The organism is Bradyrhizobium manausense, from assembly GCF_001440035.1.
Lineage (GTDB): Bacteria > Pseudomonadota > Alphaproteobacteria > Rhizobiales > Xanthobacteraceae > Bradyrhizobium > Bradyrhizobium manausense.
Genome location: NZ_LJYG01000051.1, coordinates 1 through 23,032, shown reverse-complemented (window position 1 = coordinate 23,032; position 23,032 = coordinate 1). Strand labels below are relative to the sequence as shown.

The following is a 23,032-nucleotide window of genomic DNA, read 5'->3' as shown; positions in this document are numbered from 1 at the left end:
GGACAAGGAAATTTGGAAGAGGCGGGAAGCATGATCCCAAGGAAATTCCAAGGAAATTCCAAGGGATCATGCTCGAAGGACGAGCTTAAAGTTCGGGCTTCTGCCGGATGACCACCTTGGTCCCGACAGGAACGCGATCATAGAGATCGGCGACGTCGTTGTTGACCAGGCGGAAGCAGCCCGAGGACACCTTGGTGCCGATCGTGTCAGGCCGGTTGGTGCCGTGGATGCGGTAGACCGTGGTGCCCAGATACATGGCGCGGGCCCCGAGCGGATTGCCGGGGCCGCCGGCCATGAAGCGCGGCAGATAGGGCTGGCGCTGGATCATCTCCGGCGGCGGCGTCCAGTCCGGCCACTCCTTCTTGTTGGTGATCTGCACCAGGCCCTGCCACTGGAAGCCGTCACGACCGACGCCGATGCCGTAGCGGATCGCGCGCCCGCCCGGCTGGATCAGATAAAGGTGCCGCTCGGCGGTCGAGATGATGATGGTGCCCGGCGCTTCGGTGGTGCGATAGTACACGACCTGCTTCTGCCATTCCGGATCGAGCTCGTAGCTGTCGTCGGCGATCAGGCCGGGCTCGTCGCCGCGATCAGGCTGCTGGGCGAACGCCTGCGGCGCGGACAGGATCAGGCCCATCGCAGCCAGCAATGTCCCGGTCAGGCGACGAAAATCCGTCATTTCAAGCTCTCCCCGCTGCCACAGCGCAAATCGTCAGGTTGCATCTGAACTCAGGGGCAGCTTCGTGGCAAGTTCAAGGCGCCGCCGATTCGTATGTCACGAGAATGCTTTGGTTTTTTGACGTAGATCAACACCATGAACAGGGTGGGTTGGCGCGAAAAGCAGTGGTGAGGCCGCTAAATCCGATTAGCCTCCTCCCCGATCCCGAGCCGCCGCACGATCTCGGCGCCCACGGCGCGGGCTTCGTTGCGCGAGCCGATGCGGGGGCTGCGAAAGCGTCGCCCGGAGTGCAGGCGGATCACCACGATGCAGTGCTCATCCTCGGACCGGCCGCGGCGTTCGACCGTGATCGCCTTGACGTCGTGCCCTTCGATATGGTCCGCGCGCGGCTCGCCGCTGCCCCAGAGGCGTTCGACGCGGATGTCGCCCTCGCGGACAATCCAGAAGGCGCCCGTGACGAGATTGGCAAATCTGGTGACCGCGAACGCCGCGACCACGCCAAGCGGCAGCAGCATGAAGTCGATCCAATTGGGCGGCAAACCCCGCCAGAGCTTGTAGGCGTAGGGTGCGGCACTCACCGCGACGGCGATCACGGCCGCGATTCGGATGTCTCTTTGGGAAAACGGCTCGACGGGTTCGCCAAGCCGCATTTCGGGATTGCTGGCATCGAGCGGGTTGAGGGGCGCCTCGACATCGGGGACGTCGAACTGCGCCGCAATCCGCGCCACGGTGTCATGAACATGGGTGACGTCGGACAGCGGCGGGGAGGTCAGGCGCTCGCCCGAGGCCAGCGTGAAGGCCAGTTGAAATCGGGCCTTGGCGGTCTTGCTGCCGGGAACCTGGAGCCCAGTGATCTCGTCTTTCGCGACGACCCTGGTCTGGAGCTTCCCGAACGGACGTTGCCGTCCGATCAGGATCTCGTCAGGGGTGATGATCCACACCACCGCCGGCGTCAGCATGACCACACCGACAAACGCGGTGCCCGCCAGCAGCGCGACCACGGAGATGATCACCTCAAAGGCGTCATGGGTGAACAGGCCCGGCGTGAAGCACAGCGCAACAGCCGCCGCCGAGCCGGCCACGACCAGCCGCTGCGCGATCGAGGAGCCTTCGCGAAGGCGGATGTCGTTGCTGGTGGTCGCGTCGTTCATTGCGGCGGCTGATTGCGTCGCGCGCGAAACTCCACGGACGGGTCCGTGGAGTCAAGCAGCAACGCAACAGCATGATCCGGAAAAGTGCGACGCGGTTTTCCCTCGTGACATCAGCGGAACACGTTTGCGCGGAGATCATGCTCAAACAACAACCTGAAGCGCGATGATCTTCATCGCGCTTCAGCCGCCGCAGATCGGCCTAGCTGCTAGCGTTCAGCAGCTTGGCGACCGTGCGGTCGATCTCGTCGTAGCGGCCTTCGCCTTCATGCTGGAACACGATCTTGCCGCTCTGGTCGATGATGTATTGCGCCGGCCAATATTGGTTGCTGTAGGCGTTCCAGGTCTTGGAGTCATTGTCCTGCGCCACCGGGTAGGTGATGCCGTGACGCTTCAGCGCCGCCTGCAGGTTGGATGCCGAGCGCTCGAACGGGAATTCCGGCGTATGCACGCCGACCACGACGAGACCCTGGTCCTTGTACTTGGCATAGAGCTCGGTGACGTGTGGCAGCGTGTTGACGCAGTTGACGCAGCCATAGGTCCAGAAGTCGACCAGAACGACCTTGCCGCGAAGATCGGCGACATGAAGCGGCTTGGAGTTGAACCAGTTGCTGATGCCGGTGAAATCGGGCGCGCTCACCGCCTGGCTTGCGGCCGCGACCTTGACCGGCGCCGCTTGTATGGCCTCGTCGCAAATGCCGGGGATGACGGCGCCGGTCACGGTGAAGCCGATCAGGGCGGCGGAGACGGCGAGCAGCTTGAAAGTCATGGTCATGTTCTCCGTTTGAGAGGTGAGGGATCACAGGCCGATCTGGCCGGTGGGATAGATCGAGGTGAGCCACGCCACGATCAGCGTGTCGTATTGGAAGTAGGCGGCGAGCGCGAAGGCGATCACGACCACGCCAAAGCCCTGCTGCATCAGCGGCGAGATGCGCGACAGGCTGCGCACGCGCGTGGTCGCGGCCTGTCCGCCATAGGCGATCGCCAGCATCGGGATCGCAGCGCCGATCGCATAGGCAACCAGCAGCGTCCCGGCCCAGGCCAGATTCCTTGACGTCGCAACCAGCGTCAGGATCGAGCCGAGCACCGGGCCGGCGCAGGGCGTCCAGACCAGCCCGAGCGTGGTGCCGAGCAGGAGCCCGCCAAGCGCGCCCTCGCGCGGCGCGCCGCCGGCGGCGCCGAGATTGAGCCAGCCATTGAGCCGGATCGACAGAAATTCGAACGGCGCCGGCCACAGCATCAAGAGGCCAAAGCCGAGCAGCAGGATCGCCGCCGCCTCGCGCAGCAGATTCGGATCGAAATCGAACAGTCTTGTCAGCGCACCGAGCAGCAGCGCGACCGCGGAGAACGAGACGACGAAGCCAAGCGCGATCATCGCAGGCCGCGCCCGGGAGGAATGCCCGATCGAGGCGCCAAGCAGGATCGGCAGCATCGGCAGCGTGCAGGGAGCGGCGATGGTGAGGATGCCGGCGAGGACAGCGAACAGAATCTCAAGCATGGGGCACTCGTGAAGGAGGTCACGAGAGCAGTTCGCGATGCAGATGCCGGTCGTTACGCGCCGTCACGCGGTCGTGACGGGGCGGCCCTCCCCACCCCAAATATAAAACGACCCGGAGGGGGGCATCCCGTCCGGGTCGTTTTAGGTCGTTTTCGGTCTTGGGAGGGTTTAACGAAACCGTATGGGAGCTTTATAGGGACGAAGTTTTTCCGCCTGATGTTGTGCTTTGTTTCATTTGCTTCGTCGGCGGTAACGCTTTCGTGTCCTGGGACGGGGCCGCAAATCCGCCCCTATCCCATTGAAATCGCTTGGCTTAGGCCGCGAAACGGTCGACGCCGCAAGTCTTAAGCAAATCGGCCAGTTGCTTGCGGGCGTAGAACATCCGCGTCTTCACCGTGCTCTGGGGGATGCCGATGATCTGACCGACCTCCTCCACCGACTTCTCATGGTAGTAGACGAGGTTGATGATCTCGCGATGCGCCGGCGACAGCTTCTGGACGCAGGCGCGCAGGATGGCGCTGGTGTCGCTGCGGTCGAGCGAGGTCTCGGGCGTGTCGCAATCGTCGGGGATCTGGCGCACGTCCTCCTGGTCGATGTCCTCGAAGCGGCGCTGGCGCATCGCGGTCAGCGCCTTGAAGCGGGCGATCGAGAGCAGCCAGGTCGAGACCTGCGAGCGGCCCTGGAATTGGCCGGCGGTCCGCCACACGTCCAGGAACACCTGGCTGACCAGATCTTCGGCCGTGGTCGCGTCACGCACCATGCGCAGGATGAAGCGGTACACGCGCACGTTGTGACGGCAATAGAGGATGTGCATGGACGTCCGGTTGCCGTCGGCAATGCTTTCGAGAAGCATGTCGTCCGAGGTCGCCTGGGCAGCGATGATGCTCTGGCTGGCTTGGGCGTTGATGGCGATGACGTTCGGCATTGACTTGGCTCCCCGGTGCGCCGCAACCGAGCGGCGTTTCCTTGAGCCAAAGTGTTAATCAGCCATCGTTTCGGGACGTCTGCACGAAAAGGGAAAAATGGTTTCGTGCGCCGCCAAATTGTTTCGTCGTTCAAATCGCGACGAAACATCAGGACCAAAAAAGTGTGGAATTTCAAGGCTTGGAAAATACGGCGCTGCGGAATTGGACTGGGAGGAACGAATTTCCGGGGCTTGCGTTTCGTCGCGCCGCACCCACTGCCGTCGACACGACGCAGGTCCGGCTCCAAACACAGTGCCGTAGGTTGGGCAAAGGCGCCCTTCGCGCCGTACCCACGTTCATTCCGAGATTCGAGAGAGATGGTGGGCACGGCGCGTTGCGCCTTTGCCCACCCTACAGCCTAGGCCTTCTCGCCCTGCGGCGAGAACAAATAGCCGCCGCCGCGGATGGTGCGGATCACGGCGGGCTTGGTCGGGTCGGGCTCGATCTTGCGGCGGATGCGCATGATGCGCAGGTCCACGGCGCGGTCGAAGGCTTCGGCATCGCGCGCGTTGGCAAGCTCCAGCAGCCGCTCGCGCGACAGCACGCGCTTCGGATTGGCCGCGAACACTTTCAAAAGCCCGAACTCGGACGCGGTCAGCGGATGCTCATTGCCCTCGTCGTCCCGCAGCGCCTGGGCTTCGAGGTCGAGCCATTTTGTCCCAAAGCGTACCAGCTGATCCTTGTCGGATTTCGCCGGCGCCGCATCGCTGCCGGCTGACTTCGCCGGCGTGCTCCGCCGCAGCACCGAGCGGATCCGCGCCATCAGCTCGCGCAGCTCGCAGGGCTTTGCCACGTAATCGTCGGCGCCGAGCTCGAGGCCGACGACGCGGTCGATCGGGCTCGCGGTCGCCGTGAGCATGATGACGGGCACGTTGCTGCGGCTCTTGAGGTCGCGAATGATCGAGAGGCCGTCCTCCTCGGGCATGTTGAGGTCGAGCACGACGAGGTCGGGCATGCTGCCGTCGATCGCGGCGCGCAAGCTCTTGCCGCCGTCGCACAGCGTCACCGTGAAGCCGTGCATCTTGAGGTAATCGCCGACCATCTCGCGGGCCGGGGCCTCGTCGTCGACGATCATGATGTGCGGGCTTTGTGTCATGTCACGCTCGAATCACGGCATCTCGGTCGCGGGTAGGGTGATGGTGAAGGTCGAGCCCTTGCCCGGGCCGTCGCTGTCGGCGGTTACCTCGCCGCCATGCATGTCGATAATACGCTTGACGATGGACAACCCAAGCCCCGTCGAGCTCTCACCCGCCGTCGGTTTTGCGGAGAGCCGCTGGAACCGGCCGAACAGGCGGCCGAGGTCTTCCGGCGACAGGCCTGCGCCCTCGTCGCTGACGCGAATGATGGTGTCGTTGCCCTCGTGGCTGACCGCGACGGTGATCTTGCCCGCAAACGGCGAGTATTTGATGGCGTTGCTGATCAGATTGTCGATCGCCTCGCGGATGCGGTCGGTGTCGCACATGGTGACGATGTTGGTGGGCGCGCTGACGCTGATCGACTGTTGCTTGTTGACGGCGAGGGGCTGGTTGGCCTCGGCGACCTCCTTCACCAGCGCGGCGACGTCGACCGGCTCGCGGCGGATGGTGATGTCGAAGGCATCGGCCATCGCATCCGAGATCAGATGGTCGACCATCGTGGTCAGGCGCTTGGTGGCGTCTCTGATATGGTCGACCTGGGAGACCACGCCTGATGCCGAGGCGCCGGTCGAGATCAGCTCCTTCAGCATCTCGGTGCGGCCGAGGATGACGCCGAGCGGGTTCTTTAGATCGTGCGCGACGGTGCCCAGGATCTCGTTCTTGAAGCCGTTGGCGCGCTGCAGCCGCAGCCATTGGGCCGACAGCCGGCGGTTGGCCTGCATCAAGGCGCGGGTGCGCTGGGCGACGCGGTCCTCCAGCTGGGTGTTGGCGTCCTGGAGCTGCTGATAGAGGATGACGTTGTCGAACGCGATCGAGAGCCGGCTCGAGAAGATCTCGACCAGCGAGCGGTCGGTCTCGGACAGATCGCGCTCGGACTGCAGCAGCACCACGACCTCGCGGCCGCTTCCGGTGCGCAAATAGATCACGCTGCGATGGTCGGCGAATTCGTTCTTGCGGCGCTGGAACGCGTCCTCCACCAGCTGGCGCAAATCAGGATCGAGCGCCTTCGACGAGGTCGTGCCGATGAAGCGGCTGTAGCAGCCGCTGCCGGCCAGCACCGAGAGTTCGGCATCGACGCCGCCATTGTCGCGCAGCACCAATATGCCGGCGCAGTCGACATTGAGCAGCGAGGCGAGCTGGGTCAGCACGCCCTCGGCGAGCCGCTGCATCGACTTGAAGTCGTACAGGGTCGAGGCCGCATCGATGATGATCTCGAGACCGCGCCGCGTCTGCACCATGCGCTCGAGCTGCTGGTAGGAGCGTAGCGCCGCGGTCAGCGAGGTGAACAGCTTGTCGGCGGTGAGCTCGGTCTTGGCCTTGTAGTCGTTGATGTCGTACTGCACGATCACGCGCCGCTCCGGCGCCTGGCCCGGCTGTCCGGTGCGCAGGATGATGCGCACGGTCTCGTTCTTGAGCACGTTGCGAATGTATTCGACCAGCTCGAGGCCGGCGACGTCGGTCTCCATGATGACGTCGAGCAGCACCGCGGCGATGTCGCTGTGCGCGGCCATCAGCTTGCGGCCTTCCGCCGCGGAATGGGCGGAGAGGATCTCCAGTCCCTGGCCGTTCAGGCTGTAATCCGAGAGCGCAAAACGGGTGCCGTCATGCACGGCCGGATCGTCGTCGATGACGGCGATCTTCCATTTCCGGACGTCCGTGTCCTCCGACGCGGTACCGGTATCGTCGATCAGGTGGAGGACATCGTCCTGTTCGGCCATTGAGAAGTCCCGTCACTTTCTGTGCTTTGCGCCCCGCCCTTGGCGATGCGCGGCATGATAATCCGAAAAGTAGTGCCTTGTCCCAGCTTGGATTCCAGCATCATCCGCCCGCCGAGCTGCTGGGTGACAAGGTTATAGACGATATGCAAGCCCAGGCCCGTGCCACCTTCGTTGCGCCTTGTGGTAAAGAATGGGTCAAAGGCCTGGCGCTGCACGTCCGGGGTCATGCCGGCCCCGTCATCGGCGAAGATGATCTCGATATCCTCGGTGCCGCGCGGCCGGGCCGAGATCGCGATGGTGCCGGCGCGGGCGTCGGCAAAGGCGTGGTTGGCGGCGTTGAGGAACAGGTTGGTCAGGATCTGGCCATAGGAGCCTGGATAGCCGTCGAGCAAGAGCCCCTCGGGCACGTCGACCTGCAGCGTGATCGGCGAGCGCTTCAGCACGGGCCGCAGGCTCGCGATGATCTGGTCGGTGGCTTCGCTGAGCGAGAACTGCCGCCGCTCGGCATGGGAGCGGTCGACCGCGACCTGCTTGAACGACTGGATCAGCTCGCCGGCGCGGGCGAGGTTGGCGACCAGCTGCTGGGATGCATCGCGCGAGGACTGCACGAATTCCTCCAGCTGCGAGCGGCGCAGGCCGCCGTCGCCCTTCAGCTGGGCCTCGAAAATCTCGGTGCGCCTCGCAAAGCTCGAGGCCACCGTCAGGCTGATGCCGATCGGGTTGTTGACCTCGTGCGCGACGCCGGCGACGAGGCCGCCGAGGGCTGCGAGCCGTTCGGCGTCGATCAAGTTCTGCTGCGCGGCGTTGAGCTCGAGCAGCGCGCTTTCGGCCTTTTCCTTGGACGCGCGCAGCTCGTCCTCGGTCTGGCGCTTGGCGATCGCGTTCTCGCGGAACACTTCCACCGCGCGCGCCATGGCGCCGACCTCGTCGCGGGCCCTGGTGCCCTGCACCTCGCGGCCGAGATCGCCGAGCGTGATCGCGCGCATCGCGGTCATGATCTGCTGCAGCGGCAGCCGGATCGACAGCGCGATCAGCACGCCGGCGGAGAGGATGATGCCGAGGAAGATCACCGCGATGGAGAGCACGCGACGTGAAATGTCCGCCAGCGTGCGGTCGAACGTCTCCTGCGCCTTCTGCTCGCGCTGGCGCATCTTGGTCGAGAGATTATCGATGGCGCCGATCGCCTCGGCCTGGCTGGCGTCGATGGTGTTGCGCAAGAGCTCGTTGCGGTTGGTCAATTGCTCCGAGAGTTTTGCAAAGCCCTCGCGCAGCGCGATGGTGCGGGTCGCGAGCTTTTGCAGCGCCATCTTCTGCAAATCATTCTCGGCGAGATCGATCATGACGGGAATCGTCTTCTCGATCGTCTCGGTGTGGCGGCGCGCGTCGTCGGCGGCCGCGACCGACTGCGACAGATAGTAGGAATTGGCCGCGACCAGCATCGCGGTGAAGGCCTCGCGCGACTTGCCGAGCGAGGGCCAGATCAGCGCGTCGCGATGGCCGGTGGCGCCCTCGATGATGGAGTACAGGCCCGCCATGTCCTTGGCGGGGCCCTGCACCTTTTCCTCATAGGTCCTGGCGATGGTCGCCTGCACGCTGCGCAGCTCGCCGAAGCCGTTGAGGAAGCGGTCGGTGGTGCGCTCCAGCTCCTCGACCGAGCCTGACAGCATCGGGTCCTTGGCGGCGCGGTCGGTCAGCGTGCCCTGCACGGCCTCGCGCAGCAGCAGGATCTCGGCGAACAGGTCGGGGCTCGGCTGGTTGATGTAGCGATGGATCAGGTTCTGCAGCCGCCCGGTCTCGCTCTCGAGCAGGGCCAGGATCCGGTCGGATTCCCGCACCTGCCGCACGTCGTCCCAGGCCGAGCTCAGCACCTGCGCGCCGTTCCAGATCATCGCCACCAGCACGATCACCACGGCGGAGTTCAGCGCCGCGATCGACAGGATGCGCCAGCGGATCGGCACTGCCCGCAGCACGCCGACGAGGCGCGCGCGCAGCCGCCCGATCGGGCCGGGCGGCCGCTCTGCACTCTCGCTGGTGCCGGGCGCGATCAAACAGCGTCACTCCACCTTGCGAATGCGTTCGATCAGCGCCGCCGCGGCGGGATCCTGCGCGGCCTTGGCGTAGATCGGCGCCATCGCATCCTCGAACGGCTTGCGGTCGATGGTCTTGATCACGGTGATGCCGGCGGCGTCCGCCTTGCGCTGCGACTGCTCCTCGAGGTCGCGCCATTTCTCGCGCATGTACAGGCTCGAACGGGCGGCGGCTTCCCTGAAGATGGTCTGGTCCTCAGCCGACAGGCTCTGCCAGGCCTTGAGCGAGATCACCAGCACCTCCGGGCTCATCGTGTGCTCGGTGAGGGTGTAGTAGGCGGCATGCTTGTAATGGTCTGTGGTCACGAAGGAGGGCCAGTTGTTTTCGGCGCCGTCGATCAGATGGGTCGAGAGCCCCGTGAGCACCTGCCCGTAGGGCAGCTCGACCGGCTCGGCGCCGAGCGCGCGGATCATCTGGCTCATCAACTCCGATTGCTGCACCCGGATCCGCAATCCCTTGAGGTCGGCAAGGCTCCTGACCGGACGGACGTTGTTGTAGATCGAGCGGGCCCCGGAATCGTAGAAGGCGAGCCCGACAAAGCCGTAGGGCTCGAAGCTGCCGAGGATCTCCTTGCCGATCGGCCCGTCCAGCACCTTCTGCATGTGCTCGATGGACCGGAACAGGAACGGCATGGCCAGCACGTTCATCGCCGGGACGAAATTTCCGATCAGGGCCACATTGGTCCGGTTGAGGTCGATCGCGCCGGCGCGGGTCTGCGCGATCGTCTCCTTCTCCTCCCCGAGCTGGCGGGAGTGAAACACCTTGATCTGGTGCCGGCCGCCGGTGCGCTCAGAGATCAGCGCGCCCATGTAGCGCAGCGCCTGGACGGTCGGATAGTCCTCGGTCTGGGTGTCGGCGGCGCGGAATTCACGCGCAACGGCGCTCGTCGCGCAAATGGCGAGCAGCAGCGCGACGAAAATCACCCCGGCCCGTGAGCGTTCGGCACGGTTTAACACTGGCACACTCAACCCCTCGGTGATGGAGTCTATGGCGGGACCAAAAGGTTCAACGCAATCTAGCAGATGGTAAAGGGAAGGCCATCCCGGCCGCCGGGGCCGATTGTGCGCCGCCGCACGTCGTCATTCCCGGTTGAAACCGCTTCTCGCGCGCCTTAAGCAGGGTGTGGCCGCCTTTTGCCGCGTCATACGGGAAGAGCCATCGTGACTTCAGCATTGCGCCTTTTGCAGGTCGCCGCCGCCGCCTTGGCCCTCGCCTTGAGCTGCGAGGCGCGTGCCACGACCGACATCGCGTTGTGGCACGCCATGTCGGGCGAGCTCGGCAGGCAGCTCGAGAAGCTCACCTCCGACTTCAACGCCTCGCAGTCGGATTACCGCGTCGTGCCTGCGTACAAGGGCAATTACACCGAGACGGTGACGGCCGCGATCTTCGCCTTCCGCTCGCGCAGCCAGCCTGCGATCGTCCAGGTCAACGAGGTCGCCACCGCGACCATGACCGCCGCCAAGGGCGCGATCTATCCGGTCTACAGCATGATGCGCGACATGGGCGAGCCGTTCTCGCTGAACGACTACCTTCCGGCGGTCTCCGGCTATTACACCGATGCGTCAGGCAATCTGCTGTCCTTCCCGTTCAACTCGTCGACGCCGATCCTCTACTACAACAAGACCATGTTTCGCGACGCCGGCCTCGACCCGGAGGCGCCGCCAAAGACCTGGCCCGAGCTTGGTCAGGCGGCCAGGCGCCTGCGCGAGCGCGGCGCCGTGTGCGGCTTCACCACGTCGTGGCCGTCCTGGATCCACATCGAGAATTTTTCGGCGTTTCACAATCTGCCGGTGGCCACGCGCGCGAACGGCTTTGCTGGTCTTGATGCGGAATTGACCATCAACAATCCGGCCGTGATCAAGCACGTCGCCCAGCTCGCCGAATGGCAGAAGACAAAACTGTTCGACTATAGCGGCCGCGGGCAGGCTGCCGAGCCGCGTTTCCAGAACGGCGAATGCGGCATCTTCATCGGCTCGTCGGCGACGCGCGCCGACATCAAGGCCTTCTCGAAATTCGAGATCGGCTACGGCATGATGCCGTATTGGCCCGATGTTGCGGGTGCGCCGCAGAATTCCATCATCGGCGGCGCCACGCTGTGGGTGCTGCGCGACCGGCCGCGCCAGGAATACAAGGGCGTGGCGCGGTTCTTCGCCTATCTGTCGCAGCCCGGCGTGCAGGCCGCCTGGCACCAGAACACCGGCTACCTGCCGATCACCCGCGCCGCCTATGAGCTGACGCGCGCGCAGGGCTTCTATGAGCGCAATCCGGGCTCGGCGATCTCGTTCGAGCAGATCACCCTGCATCCGCCGACGGAAAATTCCAAGGGCATCAGGCTCGGCTCCTTCAACCTGATCCGCGGCACCATCGAGGAAGAGCTCGAGCAGGCCTTTGCCGGCCGGAAGAGCGCGCAAGCCGCGCTCGATGCCGCCGTCGAGCGCGGCAACAAGCTGCTGCGCCAGTTCGAGCGTGCGAGCCCGGAGCAGTAATGGATCTTGCGAACAGCACTCGCAAGCCATTGCCGGCCTTCGCGGACGCGCAGTCCTTCCGCACCTTTCGCTCCGATCCGCAGCAATGGCTGCCGATCGCGCTCGACATCGCGCGGAGCCACGGCGTCGACACCGGCGCGCCTCACGTGTTCTCGACCGGCACCAATCTCGTGATCGGCTTCGGCCACGCGTTGATCCTGAAAATCTTCCCGCCGCTGCTGCGCGCACAATTCATCTCCGAGCGCGGCTCGCTGATGCAGCTTGCGGGCCGCCTCCATCTGCCGATCCCCGAGATTGTCGCGGAAGGAAGCCGTGACGGCTGGCCCTATCTGATCATCACACGGCTATCAGGCACGCTCGGCTCGGAGGTCTGGCCGCACCTGCCGGAAGCGCAGAAAGAGCGCGTGCTGCGCCAGATCGGCGAGGCCATCGCCGCCGTGCAGCGTGCGCCGCTTGGGCCGCTCGCTGAGCTCGAGCCACGCTGGGATGCCTTCATGCGCGCGCAGATGCGTGCCTGCCGCAGCAGGCACGAACACCTCGGCCTTGCGCCGAAATTCCTCGCCGGTCTCGACGATCTCCTGCGCGATGCGGCGACGCTGATCCCGATGGACGCGCCGCCGGTGATCCTGATCGGCGAATACATTCCGGAAAACTTCCTGCTCGCTTGCCACGACGATCAATGGGCGCTCGCCGGCCTGTTCGATTTCGGCGACGTGCGCGCCGGCTTTCGCGATTACGACCTGCTCGGCCCCAGCGCCTTCATGGCGGCGGGCCGGCCGGGCCGGGTGCGCAGCCTGCTCGAAGGCTTCGGTTACGCAAAGCCCGATTTCGCGCTCAAGCGCCGCCTGATGGCCTTGATGCTGCTGCACCACGCCAGCGACCTCAACAGCCACATCTGCATCGAGGGTTGGCAGGAGCAGGTGGACGATCTGGTCGAGCTGCAGGAGCTGATCTGGCCGGAGTGACTGCGCTCGCTCTACGCCTCGCCTGTCGTTCCGGGGCGCCGCAAGGCGGCGAGCCCGGAATCCATTTTTCCGCGCGTGCTGCGGCCCGATGGATTCCGGGCTCGATGCTGCGCATCGCCAGGGAATGACGGGCTTTGCCTGTTAAGCGTGCCGACCTCAAGCTTAGCCTATTAAATGAGCAAATGTTTTTCTTTGCATGCAATTCCTGGCGCTCAAGCTTCGAAGCCCGGCTCGCCAGAATCGACAATATGTAAGTGATACCAATAATTTACATTTGATTTAACCTCCCGCTAACCCTTGGCACGAACCTTGCGAATCCGGTTCCAACCAGAAACTCCTGCGTTGGAGCACCCGTCATGAAGCGCCGCGATTTCCTCAAATCCGTTTCCGGATTGGCCGCTGGCGCGGCGCTTCCGGCCGTGCCGCAGGTCATCTCATCGGCCTATGCCGATGCCCGCTCCGAGACACTGCTGATCGTCTCGGAAGGCGGTCCCAACAATCTCGACATTCACGGCGTCGGCACCAACGTGCCCGGCTACGAAGTGTCGTGGAATTGCTACGACCGGCTGATCAGCCATGAGATGAAAGCCGGCCCCGGCGGGGTGCCCTATTACGACCGCGACAAGTTCAAGGGCGAGCTCGCCGAAGAGTTCAAGATCGACGACATGTCGGTCACCTTCAAGCTGAAGAAGAACGCCAAATTCCATGACGGCACGCCGGTGACGGCGAAAGACGTGAAATGGTCGCTCGACCGCGCCGTCAGCGTCGGCGGCTTCCCGACCTTCCAGATGAGCGCGGGCTCTCTCACCAAGCCGGAGCAGTTCGTCGTGATCGACGACTACACCGTGCGGGTCGACTTCCTGAAGAAGGACAGGCTGACCGTTCCCGATCTCGCCGTCATCGTGCCCTGCATCGTCAACTCCGAGCTGGTGAAGAAGAACGCCAGCGAGAAGGACCCCTGGGGGCTCGAGTTCACCAAGCAGCAGACCGCGGGCTCCGGCGCCTACAAGGTGACGAAATGGACCGCCGGCACCGAAGTGATCATGGAGCGCAACGAGGATTGGGTCGGCGGTCCGCTGCCGAAGATCAAGCGCGTGATCTGGCGCATGGTGCCGCAGGCCGGCAACCGCCGCGCGCTCCTGGAGCGCGGTGACGCCGACATCTCCTATGAGCTGCCGTTCAAGGATTTCCAGGAGATGAAGGCGAACGGCAAGCTCAACGTGGTGTCACTGCCGTTCTCCAACGGCATCCAGTATATCGGAATGAACGTCACCAAGCCGCCGTTCGATAACGTCAAGGTGCGGCAGGCCATCGCCTATGCGCTGCCGTATCAGAAGATCATGGACGCCGTGCTGTTCGGCCTCGGCAATCCCATGTTCGGCGCGCCCGCGGACAAGGCCACCGAGGTCGCATGGCCGCAGCCGCACAAGTACAATACCGACATGGAGAAGGCGAAGGCGCTGCTGGCTGAAGCCGGCTATGCCAACGGTTTCGAGACCACGATCTCGTTCGATCTCAACTTCGCCGGCGTCAACGAGCCGCTCTGCGTGCTGGTGCAGGAGAGCCTCGCCCAGCTCGGCATCAAGACCACCATCAACAAGGTGCCCGGCGCCAACTGGCGCACCGAATTGAACAAGAAGGAGATGCCGCTCTTCACCAACGTGTTCTCGGGCTGGCTCGATTACCCCGAATACTTCTTCTACTGGTGCTATCACGGCAACAATTCCGTCTTCAACACCATGAGCTACAAGTCGGCGGAGATGGACAAGCTGATCGACGGCGCGCGCACGTCGGCTGCGACCGGGGACAAGGCGGCCTACGACACCGACGTGAAGGGCTTTGTCGATCTGGCCTTCACCGACGTCCCGCGCATCCCGCTGTACCAGCCCTTCGTCAACGTCGCGATGCAGAAGAACATCAGCGGCTACCAATACTGGTTCCACCGCAGATTGGATTATCGCGCGCTGGCGAAGGGGTGAGAGAGGCGAATAGGGAGTGGCGAGTAGCGAATAGGGAGCAGCGACAATGACCGGCAGTTGCGAGAATCCATTCGCCATTCGCCATTCGCGATTCGCCAGCGCGGAGCGCCAGCCATGCTCACCATGATCGGCAAGCGCCTGATGTTTGCGATTCCCTCGCTTATCGGCGTCGTCATCGTCACGTTCCTGCTGACGCGCGCGCTGCCCGGTGATCCCGCCGCGTATTTCGCCGGCCCCGCCGCCACCAAGGAAGCCGTCGAGCAGATCCGCAAGAAGCTCGGGCTCGACAGGCCGCTGATCGAGCAGTTCCTCCGCTACACCAACGATCTCGCCCATGGCGATTTCGGCAATTCGCTGACGACAGGCCAGCCGGTCGCGACCGAGATCCGCAACCGCCTGCCGGCCTCGGCCGAGCTGACATTGCTCGGCCTGATCGTCTCCATTGTCATCGCCATCCCGCTCGGCGTGCTGGCGGCAACGCGGCCGGGCTCCTGGATCGACCATCTCTGTCGCATCACGACGACAGCAGGCGTTTCGCTCCCCGTGTTCTTCACCGGCCTCGTGCTGGTGTACGTCTTCTACTTCCAGCTCGGCTGGTCGCCCGCGCCGCTCGGCCGTCTCGACGTGTTCTACAGCGCGCCGCCGACGGTCACCGGCTTCTATCTGATCGACACCCTGATCGCGCGCGACTTCGAGGCGTGGCGCTCGGCGCTGAGCCAGCTCGTCCTGCCCGCGACGACGCTCGCGATCTTCTCGCTGGCGCCGATCGCGCGCATGACGCGCGCCTCGATGCTGGCGGTGCTCGCGTCGGAGTTTGTCCGCACTGCGCGCGCCAGCGGCCTGTCGCCGACGACCGTGATCGTCACTTACGCCTTCCGCAACGCCATGCTGCCCGTCATCACCACGCTCAGCATGGTGTTCTCGTTCCTGCTGGGCGCCAACGTGCTGGTGGAAAAAGTCTTCGCCTGGCCCGGCATCGGCTCCTATGCGGTGGAAGCTTTGATCTCGTCGGACTTCGCGCCGGTGCAGGGTTTTGTCCTCACCATGGCGGTGATGTACGTGCTGCTCAATCTCGTGATCGACATCTTGTACGGCGTGATCGATCCGCGCGTCAGGTTGGAGGGCTAACGGATGCTCCGGAAACTTATGCCTCAACCTCGTCATTGCGAGGAGCGAAGCGACGAAGCAATCCAGGCCGTTGCCGGGGCGGACGGTCTGGATTGCTTCGCTTCGCTCGCAATGACGACGGGCAGCCAATCTTCGAACAACATAACGCGCAAAGGGAGCAGTGAACCATGAGCTCCGTTGCGCCTGCTGTTGAACCGGTCGGCCCCGCGCGCACCTCCGGCCTTACCGCCATGCTCGAACAGACCCGCTACGTGCTGAGCGAGAACAAAGTCACGGGCTTTGCTTTCGCGCTGCTGATCCTGATCCTCGCCGCCGCGATCTTCGGCCCCTATGTGGTGCCGTATGATCCGCTGGCTTCCGACACCGCTGCGGCCTTGAAACCGCCTTCAGCCGCGCACTGGTTCGGCACCGACCAGCTCGGCCGCGACATCTTCAGCCGCGTCGTGGTGGCGACGCGGCTCGATACCTTCATCGCGGTCGCCTCCGTCGTGCTGGTGTTTTTGATGGGCGGCCTCGCCGGCATCGCCGCCGGCTATTTCGGCGGCTGGACCGACCGCATTGTCGGCCGCATCGCCGACACCATCATGGCCTTTCCGCTGTTCGTGCTGGCGATGGGCATCGTCGCGGCGCTCGGCAACACCGTGCAGAACATCATTCTCGCCACCGCCATCGTGAACTTCCCGCTCTATGCCCGCGTCGCGCGCGCCGAAGCCAATGTCCGGCGCAATGCCGGCTTCGTGCAGGCGGCGCGTCTGTCCGGCAATGGCGAATTCCGCATCCTGCTGGTGCACATCCTGCCCAACATCATGCCGATCATGATCGTGCAGATGTCGCTGACCATGGGCTACGCCATTCTGAATGCCGCGGGCCTCTCCTTCATCGGCCTCGGCGTCCGCCCGCCGACGGCGGAATGGGGCATCATGGTCGCCGAGGGCGCGGGCTTCATGGTGTCGGGCGAATGGTGGATCGCGCTGTTCCCCGGCCTCGCTTTGATGATCGCCGTGTTCTGCTTCAACCTCCTCGGCGACGGCCTGCGCGACATCGTCGACCCCCAGCGGAGGACGTGATGGTCTGGCAGAAATCCTTCAATGACTTCAGCGGAGCTTCTACTGTGCATGGGGTTGTTTTCGCGCGTCGGAGCGACCGGAGGCGCTCGTGACCGCTCAGCCGCTGCTCGACGTTCAGGACCTCACCGTCGAATTCACCACCCGGCGCGGCATCGTGAAGGCCGTGCAGCATGTCAACATCTCCGTCGCCAAGGGCGAGACGCTCGCCATCGTCGGCGAATCAGGCTCCGGCAAGTCGGTGACGTCCTATGCGGTGATGCGCATCCTCGACCGCGCCGGCAAGATCGCCGAGGGCTCGGTGATGTTCTCCGGCATCGACGTCAAGGCCGCGAGCGAAGACCAGATGCGCGACCTGCGCGGCCGCGAAGTCTCGATGATCTTCCAGAATCCGCGCGCGGCGCTGAACCCGATCAGGAAAGTCGGCGACCAGATCGAGGACGTGCTGCGCACCCATGTGCAGCAGGCCCAGGTTACAGATGGCGGCGAGAAGGCGATCGAGGCGCTGGAGCAGGTCAAGATCGCCCGCCCGCGCGAGCGCTATCATGCCTATCCGTTCGAGCTGTCCGGCGGCATGTGCCAGCGCGTCGTCATCGCGCTCGCGCTCGCCTGCAACCCGCAGCTCCTGATCGCCGACGAGCCGACCACGGGCCTCGACGTCACCACGCAGAAGGCGGTGATGGACCTGATCGTCGAGCTGACCAAACGCAAGGCGATGTCGACCATCCTGATCACCCACGACCTGGGCCTCGCCGCCGCCTATTGCGACCGCGTCGTGGTGATGGAGAAGGGCCGCGTGGTCGAGACCGCGAAAGCCGCCGACATCTTCGCGAGCCCGCAGCACCCCTACACCAAGAAGCTGATGCGCGCGACGCCGCGGCTCGGCGTGTCACTGCGGGATCTGTTGCCGGAGGAAGAGGGCGCGACTGTCATGGCCGGGNCCATCCATCACGCTTCGCAGGATTCATCGCAATCGATGGACCCCCGGGTCAAGCCCGGAGGTGACGAGACTCCCAAGCCGCTCCTTCTCATCGAAAAGCTCGTGAAAGAATATCCGCGCCAGGGCGCCACCGCCACGCTCGGAAAACTGTTCGGCCGCAAGCCGCCGGTCGAGCAGGACGTGTTCCGCGCCGTCGATGGCATCAGCTTCGCGATCGGCCATGGCGAGAGCGTCGGCCTCGTCGGCGAATCCGGCTGCGGCAAATCGACCACCTCGATGATGGTGATGCGCCTGCTCGACCACACCTCCGGCCTGATCCAGTTCGACGGCGAGGACATCGGCGCCATCGCGCCAGCAGCCTTTGCCCGGCTGCCGCAGCGCAGCCGCATCCAGATGGTGTTCCAGGATCCGACCGACAGCCTCAACCCGCGCTTCACCGCCGCGCGCGCCATCGCCGATCCGATCATGCAATTGGGCGATATCAAGGGCCGTGACGCGCTCCGCGCCCGCTGCGAGGAGCTGGCCACCATGGTCGGCCTGCCGCACAATCTGCTGGACCGCTTCCCGCACCAGCTCTCAGGCGGCCAGAAGGCCCGCGTCGGCATCGCCCGCGCCATCGCGCTGCATCCGAAGCTGGTGATCCTGGACGAGCCGACCGCGGCGCTCGACGTCTCGGTGCAGGCGGTCGTCCTGAACCTGCTCCAGGACCTCAAGGCACGGCTAGGTATGAGCTATCTGTTTGTCTCGCATGATTTGAATGTAGTGCGCTTGTTGTGCGATCGTGTCATTGTGATGCGGACGGGACGGATCGTCGAGGAAGGCTCTTCCGAAAAGGTCCTGAGCGATCCGCAGGACGACTACACCAAGGAGCTGCTGACGGCGATCCCGCATCCGCCGTTGCAGGTCCACTAAGAGTGCACTGAGCTTGAGAGAGTGATGGCCGAGCCGCTGGACGACTATATCGACGCCGTATCGAAAGCGCTGGCGCTGCCGGTCGAGGAGGCCTGGCGGCCCGCGATCCGCGCCAATCTCGAGGTCTCGCTGCGGCTTGGCCGGCTGGTCGACGATTTCGCGCTGCCGGACGAGACCGAGCCAGCGCCGATCTTCACGGCCTGATGCTGCCATGACCACCAAGCCAGAGATGAGTGCTGCGGACATCGCAAAGGCGGTGGCCGGCGGCCAATTGTCCGCGCTCGATGCGACTGAAGCCGCGCTCGCACGTATCAAGCAGCACGACGCCATCCTCAACGCCTTCACCGACGTCACCGCTGATCGTGCGCGCGCGAGAGCGACAGCCATCGATGCCGACATCGCCGCCGGCAAGACCGTCGGCCCGCTCGCCGGCGTGCCGTTCGCGGTCAAGAACCTGTTCGACGTCGCCGGGCTTCCAACCCGCGCCGGCTCGAAGATCAATCGCGACCTCGCACCCGCCAAGCGCGACGCGACGCTGATCGAGCGCATGGAGGCCGCCGGCGCCGTCCTCGTCGGCGCGCTCAACATGGGCGAATACGCCTACGATTTTACGGGCGAGAACGTCCACGACGGTCCCTCGCGCAATCCGCACGACACCACGCGGATGAGCGGCGGCTCCTCCGGCGGTTCGGGCAGCGCCGTTGGCGGCGCGCTGGTGCCGCTTGCGCTCGGCTCGGACACCAATGGTTCGATCCGCGTGCCGTCGTCATTCTGCGGCATCTTCGGCTTGAAGCCGACCTATGGCCGGCTGTCCCGCGCGCGCTCGTTCCCGTTCGTCGCGAGCCTGGATCATCTCGGCCCGTTCGCACGCTCCGTCACCGACCTCGCGCTCGCCTACGACGCAATGCAGGGCCCGGATGCCGATGACGGCGCTTGCACGACGCGCGGATTGGAGCCGACGCTGCCGCTGCTCGCCAATCCGGTCTCGGATCTGCGCATCGCGATCGCCGGCGGCCACTTCCAGAAGAATGTGTTCCCGGAAGCGGTCGAAGCCGTCAGCCGCGTCGCCAAGGCACTGGGCGCGACGAAAGTCATCGACGTGCCCGAAGCCTCGCGCGCCCGCGCGGCGGCTTACGTGATCACCACCACCGAAGGTGCCTCCCTGCATCTCGATCGCCTGCGCATGCGTCCGAACGATTTCGATCCCGCCGTGCGTGACCGGTTGATCGCCGGCGCGATGGTGCCGGCGGCGCTGGTCGACCGCGCCCAAAAATTCCGCCGCTGGTATCGCGCGCAGCTCGCCGAGCTATTCAAGTCCGTCGACGTGCTGCTGGCGCCGGCAACGCCCTGCACGGCGCCAAAGCTCGGCCAGGTCAACTTCAATCTCGACGGTGTCGAGCTGCCGGTGCGCGCCAATATCGGCATCCACACCCAGCCGATCTCGTTCATCGGTCTGCCCGTGGTTGCGGTGCCCGTGCCGCTCGAGCCGCTGCCGATCGGAGTGCAGATCATCGCGGCGCCCTGGCGCGAGGACGTCGCGCTGCGCGTCGCATATGCATTGGAACAGATGGGCGTGGTCGCCGCGCCAGCCCCAAGGGGACTTTAAGAGGATTTTGAGATGGAGATCGATCTCCCCGATGTGATTGCCGAAGTCAAAGCCGCGTTTGAGCGTTATGAGCAAGCCCTCGTCAGCAACGACGTCGCCGTGCTCGGCGAGCTGTTCCGCAACGATCCCCGTACGCTGCGCTACGGCATCGGCGAGAATCTCTACGGCTATGAGGCGATCGCCGGCTTCCGCGCCGGCCGCTCGCCTGTTGGCCTCAACCGCCGCAGGGCGAAGACTGTCATCTCCAGCTATGGCCGCGACACGGCGGTGGCGTCCACCCTGTTCTATCGCGACACGGCTCCCGGCAAGGTCGGCCGGCAGATGCAGACCTGGATTCGCTTCCCGGAGGGCTGGCGCGTCGTCGCTGCCCATGTCAGCATCATCGACGAGTCGAAAGAAACCTGACCGTATGACGCTTGACGATTTTCCGCCCGGGACACTGCCGGCCGAACCGGTGGTGCCCCGCGTCGACCGTGCCTCACCGTCGGTGCAAAAGGTCACGCGCGCGGAGGAGCTGCGTCTCCAGCTTGCCGACGAGATCGTGCGGGGAACTCTGGCCCCTGGCACGCCACTGGACGAGACCGACATCGCACGGCGCTTCAGTGTCTCGCGCACACCGGTGCGCGAAGCGCTGCGTCAATTGGTCACGAGCGGCCTGGTCGAGGCGCGTCCCCATCGCGGCGCCGTGGTCGCTCAGCCCTCGATCGAGCGTCTCAAGAGCATGTTCGAGGCGATGGCGGAGCTGGAAGCATTGTGTGCCGGACTTGCGGCGGAGCGCATGTCGGCCGCCGAGCGTCACGGCCTGGAGGCGATCCACGAAGAACTGCGCGTGCTGAGTTACGCCGGTAACCCCGATCGCTTTCATGAGGTCAACGAGCGCTTCCACAACGCGATCTATGCGGGATCGCAGAACGGCTACATCGCCGAGATCACGCTGGCGACGCGCGTGCGGGTCCAGCCGTTCCGTCGCGCCCAGTTCCGCAATCTCGGCCGTCTCGCCAAGTCGCAAGCCGAGCACGACCGCGTCGTCGTCGCCATCATGCGCGGTGACAAGCAGGGCGCCGCCGCCGCGATGCGCGCCCATATCGAGCTGGTGCGCGGGGAGTATGAGATTTATGCGGTGTCGGTGTAGGGCGGCGCAATCGCTGCCGTAGGGAGGGCAAAGGCGCGAAGCGCCGTGCCCACGTTCTTTCCGATTGATGGTAATGGTGGGCACGCTTCGCTTTGCCCACCCTACGAGACTGTGAATCTTTTGTACCGCGTGTCGGGCGAATGTGATTCTCTAGGCAGACTGATCTGCTGGAGAGGATGATGGCTGACGAGGGACTTTTTGGCGAATTGCCGGATCAGTCGGCGCCACGAACCGAAGCGGTGCCGCGGGGTGCACCTCGGCTGCGCGAGCCCGTGCGCAATCAGGTCGAATTGCGGGCGGTCGATATCGACAGCCTGATCGGGCAGGATCATCTGGCCCGGGTGATCTGGGCTTATGTCGAGGGGCTCGACCTGAGCGAGCTGGAAGATCGGGTTAAGGCACGGGAAAACAGGCCGGGCCATCCGGCGCCATCACCCCGGCTGCTGCTGGCGCTTTGGCTGTACGCCACGAGCGATGGCGTTGGCAGCGCGCGGGCGTTGGATCGGCTCTGCGACAGTCACGACGTCTACCGCTGGCTCTGCGGCGGCGTGTCTTTGAACTATCACACACTGTCGGATTTCCGGGTCGGCTGCGCGGACCTGCTGGACCGTTTGCTGGTCGAACATCTGGTGGCTCTGAATGAGGCAGGGCTGATTGATCTGGAGAAGCTGACCCAGGACGGGGTGCGGATACGGGCGAATGCGGGGGCCGGCTCGTTCCGGCGGGAGGCAACGCTCGGCCGGCAGATGGCCCAAGCGAAGGCTGTGGTGGAAGAGCTCAAGCGCGAGGTCGATGCGGATCCGGAAGCCAGCAGCCGGCGTATCAGGGCGGCCAGAGAGCGCGCGGCACGCGAACGCAGTGAGCGGGTGCAGGCTGCGCAGAGGGCTTTGGACGAGATCAAGCGGAAGCGCAAGCAACTCGACGAAAAAGGCGGCAATGGCAAAAAGCCGAAGGAGCCCCGGGCCTCCACCACCGACCCGCAGGCAAGGGTGATGAAGATGGCAGATGCCGGCTTCCGCCCCGCCTACAATGTGCAGGTGGCCAGCGCGGCCGGCGAACTGATCGTGGTCACGGTCGACATCGACAACAACGGATCAGATCGCGGCTTGATGCGGCCGATGCTGGAGCGAACGCGCACTCGGCTGAAGCGCTTGCCGCGTCGCTACCTCGCCGATGGCGGGTTCTGCAGCGGCGAGGACATCGAATGGGCGCACGGTGAAGGCGTCGAGGTCTACTGTCCTCCGCCCAACTCCAGGAGCGGTGTCGATCCCTTTTTACCTCGGAGCAGCGACGGTCCTGGCGTCGCGGCCTGGCGGGCCCGCATGGCCAGCGAAGCCGGCAAGGCACAGTACAAAGCCCGCACGATCTGCGAATGCATCCATGCCCGGTGGCGGAACTGGGACCTCAGGCAATTGACCGTGCGCGGCATCGAGAAGGTCCGTGCCGTCGTGCTCTGGTACGCCCTCACCAACAACATCCTGCAAGGACACCAACTGGCAAAAGCATAGACAGCACAGCCATCCCCCGGCGGTTCGACATCGACGGCCCCCGACATCAGCGCGGGCGCTACCCACTCTTTAATATCGAA

At 64.7% G+C, this 23,032-nt stretch carries 20 protein-coding genes and 1 pseudogene; 12 read left to right on the top strand and 9 right to left on the bottom strand.

All coding sequences use genetic code 11. The annotated features are described in order from the left end of the window. Positions 1–85 precede the first annotated feature (85 nt). The 9 genes from AOQ71_RS13515 to AOQ71_RS13475 form a co-directional block, all read right to left on the bottom strand. Positions 86–679 carry a L,D-transpeptidase gene (locus AOQ71_RS13515; protein WP_057747129.1) on the bottom strand — a complete coding sequence of 198 codons (594 nt, stop codon included), beginning with the start codon at positions 677–679 and terminating at the stop codon, positions 86–88. 176 nt (positions 680–855) lie between these two features. After that, a complete protein-coding gene (locus AOQ71_RS13510; RefSeq protein ID WP_057747127.1) occupies positions 856–1,830 on the bottom strand; it encodes a hypothetical protein in 975 nt (324 codons plus the stop codon). Between the two features lie 199 nt (positions 1,831–2,029). Next, entirely contained in the window at positions 2,030–2,596 is a 567-nt protein-coding gene (locus AOQ71_RS13505; RefSeq protein ID WP_057747190.1) for a thioredoxin family protein, read from the bottom strand. A gap of 30 nt (positions 2,597–2,626) precedes the next feature. Further along, positions 2,627–3,325, bottom strand: a complete 699-nt coding sequence (locus tag AOQ71_RS13500; protein ID WP_057747125.1) for a cytochrome c biogenesis CcdA family protein — start codon at positions 3,323–3,325, stop codon at positions 2,627–2,629. A 313-nt stretch (positions 3,326–3,638) separates the two neighbouring features. After that, the gene (locus AOQ71_RS13495) at positions 3,639–4,250 is read right to left on the bottom strand and encodes a sigma-70 family RNA polymerase sigma factor (protein WP_057747123.1); all 612 of its coding nucleotides are present in this window, start codon (positions 4,248–4,250) and stop codon (positions 3,639–3,641) included. A gap of 398 nt (positions 4,251–4,648) precedes the next feature. Further along, complete coding sequence (locus AOQ71_RS13490; RefSeq protein WP_057747121.1) at positions 4,649–5,386, bottom strand: response regulator; 738 nt, start codon at positions 5,384–5,386, stop codon at positions 4,649–4,651. Positions 5,387–5,398: 12 nt separating this feature from the next. After that, entirely contained in the window at positions 5,399–7,144 is a 1,746-nt protein-coding gene (locus AOQ71_RS13485) for an ATP-binding response regulator (RefSeq protein WP_057747119.1), read from the bottom strand. After that, positions 7,114–9,144, bottom strand: a complete 2,031-nt coding sequence (locus tag AOQ71_RS13480; protein WP_057747188.1) for a sensor histidine kinase — start codon at positions 9,142–9,144, stop codon at positions 7,114–7,116. The genes AOQ71_RS13485 and AOQ71_RS13480 overlap by 31 nt, the downstream gene beginning before the upstream one ends. Positions 9,145–9,198: 54 nt before the next feature. Then, the gene (locus tag AOQ71_RS13475; protein WP_057747186.1) at positions 9,199–10,194 is read right to left on the bottom strand and encodes a TRAP transporter substrate-binding protein; all 996 of its coding nucleotides are present in this window, start codon (positions 10,192–10,194) and stop codon (positions 9,199–9,201) included. Between the two features lie 198 nt (positions 10,195–10,392). Between AOQ71_RS13475 and ugpB the strand changes: the two genes are divergently transcribed. The 12 genes and pseudogenes from ugpB (at position 10,393) to AOQ71_RS13420 (ending at position 22,952) form a co-directional block, all read left to right on the top strand. Further along, the gene (gene ugpB / locus AOQ71_RS13470; protein ID WP_430648620.1) at positions 10,393–11,718 is read left to right on the top strand and encodes a sn-glycerol-3-phosphate ABC transporter substrate-binding protein UgpB; all 1,326 of its coding nucleotides are present in this window, start codon (positions 10,393–10,395) and stop codon (positions 11,716–11,718) included. Then, a complete protein-coding gene (locus AOQ71_RS13465; RefSeq protein WP_057747115.1) occupies positions 11,718–12,683 on the top strand; it encodes an aminoglycoside phosphotransferase family protein in 966 nt (321 codons plus the stop codon). The genes ugpB and AOQ71_RS13465 overlap by 1 nt, the downstream gene beginning before the upstream one ends. Positions 12,684–13,039: 356 nt before the next feature. After that, on the top strand, positions 13,040–14,662 hold the full coding sequence (locus AOQ71_RS13460) for an ABC transporter substrate-binding protein (protein WP_057747112.1): 1,623 nt from the start codon (positions 13,040–13,042) through the stop codon (positions 14,660–14,662). 114 nt (positions 14,663–14,776) lie between these two features. Then, a complete protein-coding gene (locus AOQ71_RS13455) occupies positions 14,777–15,790 on the top strand; it encodes an ABC transporter permease (protein ID WP_057747110.1) in 1,014 nt (337 codons plus the stop codon). Between the two features lie 167 nt (positions 15,791–15,957). After that, positions 15,958–16,857 (top strand): ABC transporter permease, encoded by a 900-nt coding sequence (locus AOQ71_RS13450; RefSeq protein WP_057747108.1) that lies wholly within the window; start codon positions 15,958–15,960, stop codon positions 16,855–16,857. A gap of 88 nt (positions 16,858–16,945) precedes the next feature. After that, positions 16,946–17,794: pseudogene (locus AOQ71_RS47745) on the top strand (ABC transporter ATP-binding protein); the annotation flags it as partial. A gap of 1 nt (position 17,795) precedes the next feature. Next, positions 17,796–18,706: ABC transporter ATP-binding protein (locus AOQ71_RS47740; protein ID WP_245316868.1), on the top strand; the 911-nt coding region annotated here is incomplete at its 5' end. A gap of 24 nt (positions 18,707–18,730) precedes the next feature. Next, positions 18,731–18,910 carry a DUF4089 domain-containing protein gene (locus tag AOQ71_RS13440; protein WP_057747103.1) on the top strand — a complete coding sequence of 60 codons (180 nt, stop codon included), beginning with the start codon at positions 18,731–18,733 and terminating at the stop codon, positions 18,908–18,910. A gap of 7 nt (positions 18,911–18,917) precedes the next feature. Beyond that, positions 18,918–20,312 carry an AtzE family amidohydrolase gene (locus AOQ71_RS13435; protein ID WP_057747101.1) on the top strand — a complete coding sequence of 465 codons (1,395 nt, stop codon included), beginning with the start codon at positions 18,918–18,920 and terminating at the stop codon, positions 20,310–20,312. A 12-nt stretch (positions 20,313–20,324) separates the two neighbouring features. Then, positions 20,325–20,717 carry an oxalurate catabolism protein HpxZ gene (hpxZ, locus tag AOQ71_RS13430; protein ID WP_057747099.1) on the top strand — a complete coding sequence of 131 codons (393 nt, stop codon included), beginning with the start codon at positions 20,325–20,327 and terminating at the stop codon, positions 20,715–20,717. Positions 20,718–20,721: 4 nt separating this feature from the next. Then, positions 20,722–21,444: a GntR family transcriptional regulator gene (locus tag AOQ71_RS13425; RefSeq protein WP_057747096.1), complete on the top strand. Its 723-nt coding sequence runs from the start codon at positions 20,722–20,724 to the stop codon at positions 21,442–21,444. Between the two features lie 176 nt (positions 21,445–21,620). Further along, positions 21,621–22,952 carry an IS1182 family transposase gene (locus tag AOQ71_RS13420; protein WP_057742559.1) on the top strand — a complete coding sequence of 444 codons (1,332 nt, stop codon included), beginning with the start codon at positions 21,621–21,623 and terminating at the stop codon, positions 22,950–22,952. Positions 22,953–23,032 lie beyond the last annotated feature (80 nt).

Bases quoted from the DNA above. Each gene is read 5' to 3' on its own strand.
- AOQ71_RS13515 (WP_057747129.1), bottom strand. From the start codon at position 679: ATGACGGATTTTCGTCGCCTGACCGGGACATTGCTGGCTGCGATGGGC.
- AOQ71_RS13510 (WP_057747127.1), bottom strand. From the start codon at position 1,830: ATGAACGACGCGACCACCAGCAACGACATCCGCCTTCGCGAAGGCTCC.
- AOQ71_RS13505 (WP_057747190.1), bottom strand. From the start codon at position 2,596: ATGACTTTCAAGCTGCTCGCCGTCTCCGCCGCCCTGATCGGCTTCACC.
- AOQ71_RS13500 (WP_057747125.1), bottom strand. From the start codon at position 3,325: ATGCTTGAGATTCTGTTCGCTGTCCTCGCCGGCATCCTCACCATCGCC.
- AOQ71_RS13495 (WP_057747123.1), bottom strand. From the start codon at position 4,250: ATGCCGAACGTCATCGCCATCAACGCCCAAGCCAGCCAGAGCATCATC.
- AOQ71_RS13490 (WP_057747121.1), bottom strand. From the start codon at position 5,386: ATGACACAAAGCCCGCACATCATGATCGTCGACGACGAGGCCCCGGCC.
- AOQ71_RS13485 (WP_057747119.1), bottom strand. From the start codon at position 7,144: ATGGCCGAACAGGACGATGTCCTCCACCTGATCGACGATACCGGTACC.
- AOQ71_RS13465 (WP_057747115.1), top strand. From the start codon at position 11,718: ATGGATCTTGCGAACAGCACTCGCAAGCCATTGCCGGCCTTCGCGGAC.
- AOQ71_RS13460 (WP_057747112.1), top strand. From the start codon at position 13,040: ATGAAGCGCCGCGATTTCCTCAAATCCGTTTCCGGATTGGCCGCTGGC.
- AOQ71_RS13455 (WP_057747110.1), top strand. From the start codon at position 14,777: ATGCTCACCATGATCGGCAAGCGCCTGATGTTTGCGATTCCCTCGCTT.
- AOQ71_RS13450 (WP_057747108.1), top strand. From the start codon at position 15,958: ATGAGCTCCGTTGCGCCTGCTGTTGAACCGGTCGGCCCCGCGCGCACC.
- AOQ71_RS13440 (WP_057747103.1), top strand. From the start codon at position 18,731: ATGGCCGAGCCGCTGGACGACTATATCGACGCCGTATCGAAAGCGCTG.
- AOQ71_RS13435 (WP_057747101.1), top strand. From the start codon at position 18,918: ATGACCACCAAGCCAGAGATGAGTGCTGCGGACATCGCAAAGGCGGTG.
- hpxZ (WP_057747099.1), top strand. From the start codon at position 20,325: ATGGAGATCGATCTCCCCGATGTGATTGCCGAAGTCAAAGCCGCGTTT.
- AOQ71_RS13425 (WP_057747096.1), top strand. From the start codon at position 20,722: ATGACGCTTGACGATTTTCCGCCCGGGACACTGCCGGCCGAACCGGTG.
- AOQ71_RS13420 (WP_057742559.1), top strand. From the start codon at position 21,621: ATGATGGCTGACGAGGGACTTTTTGGCGAATTGCCGGATCAGTCGGCG.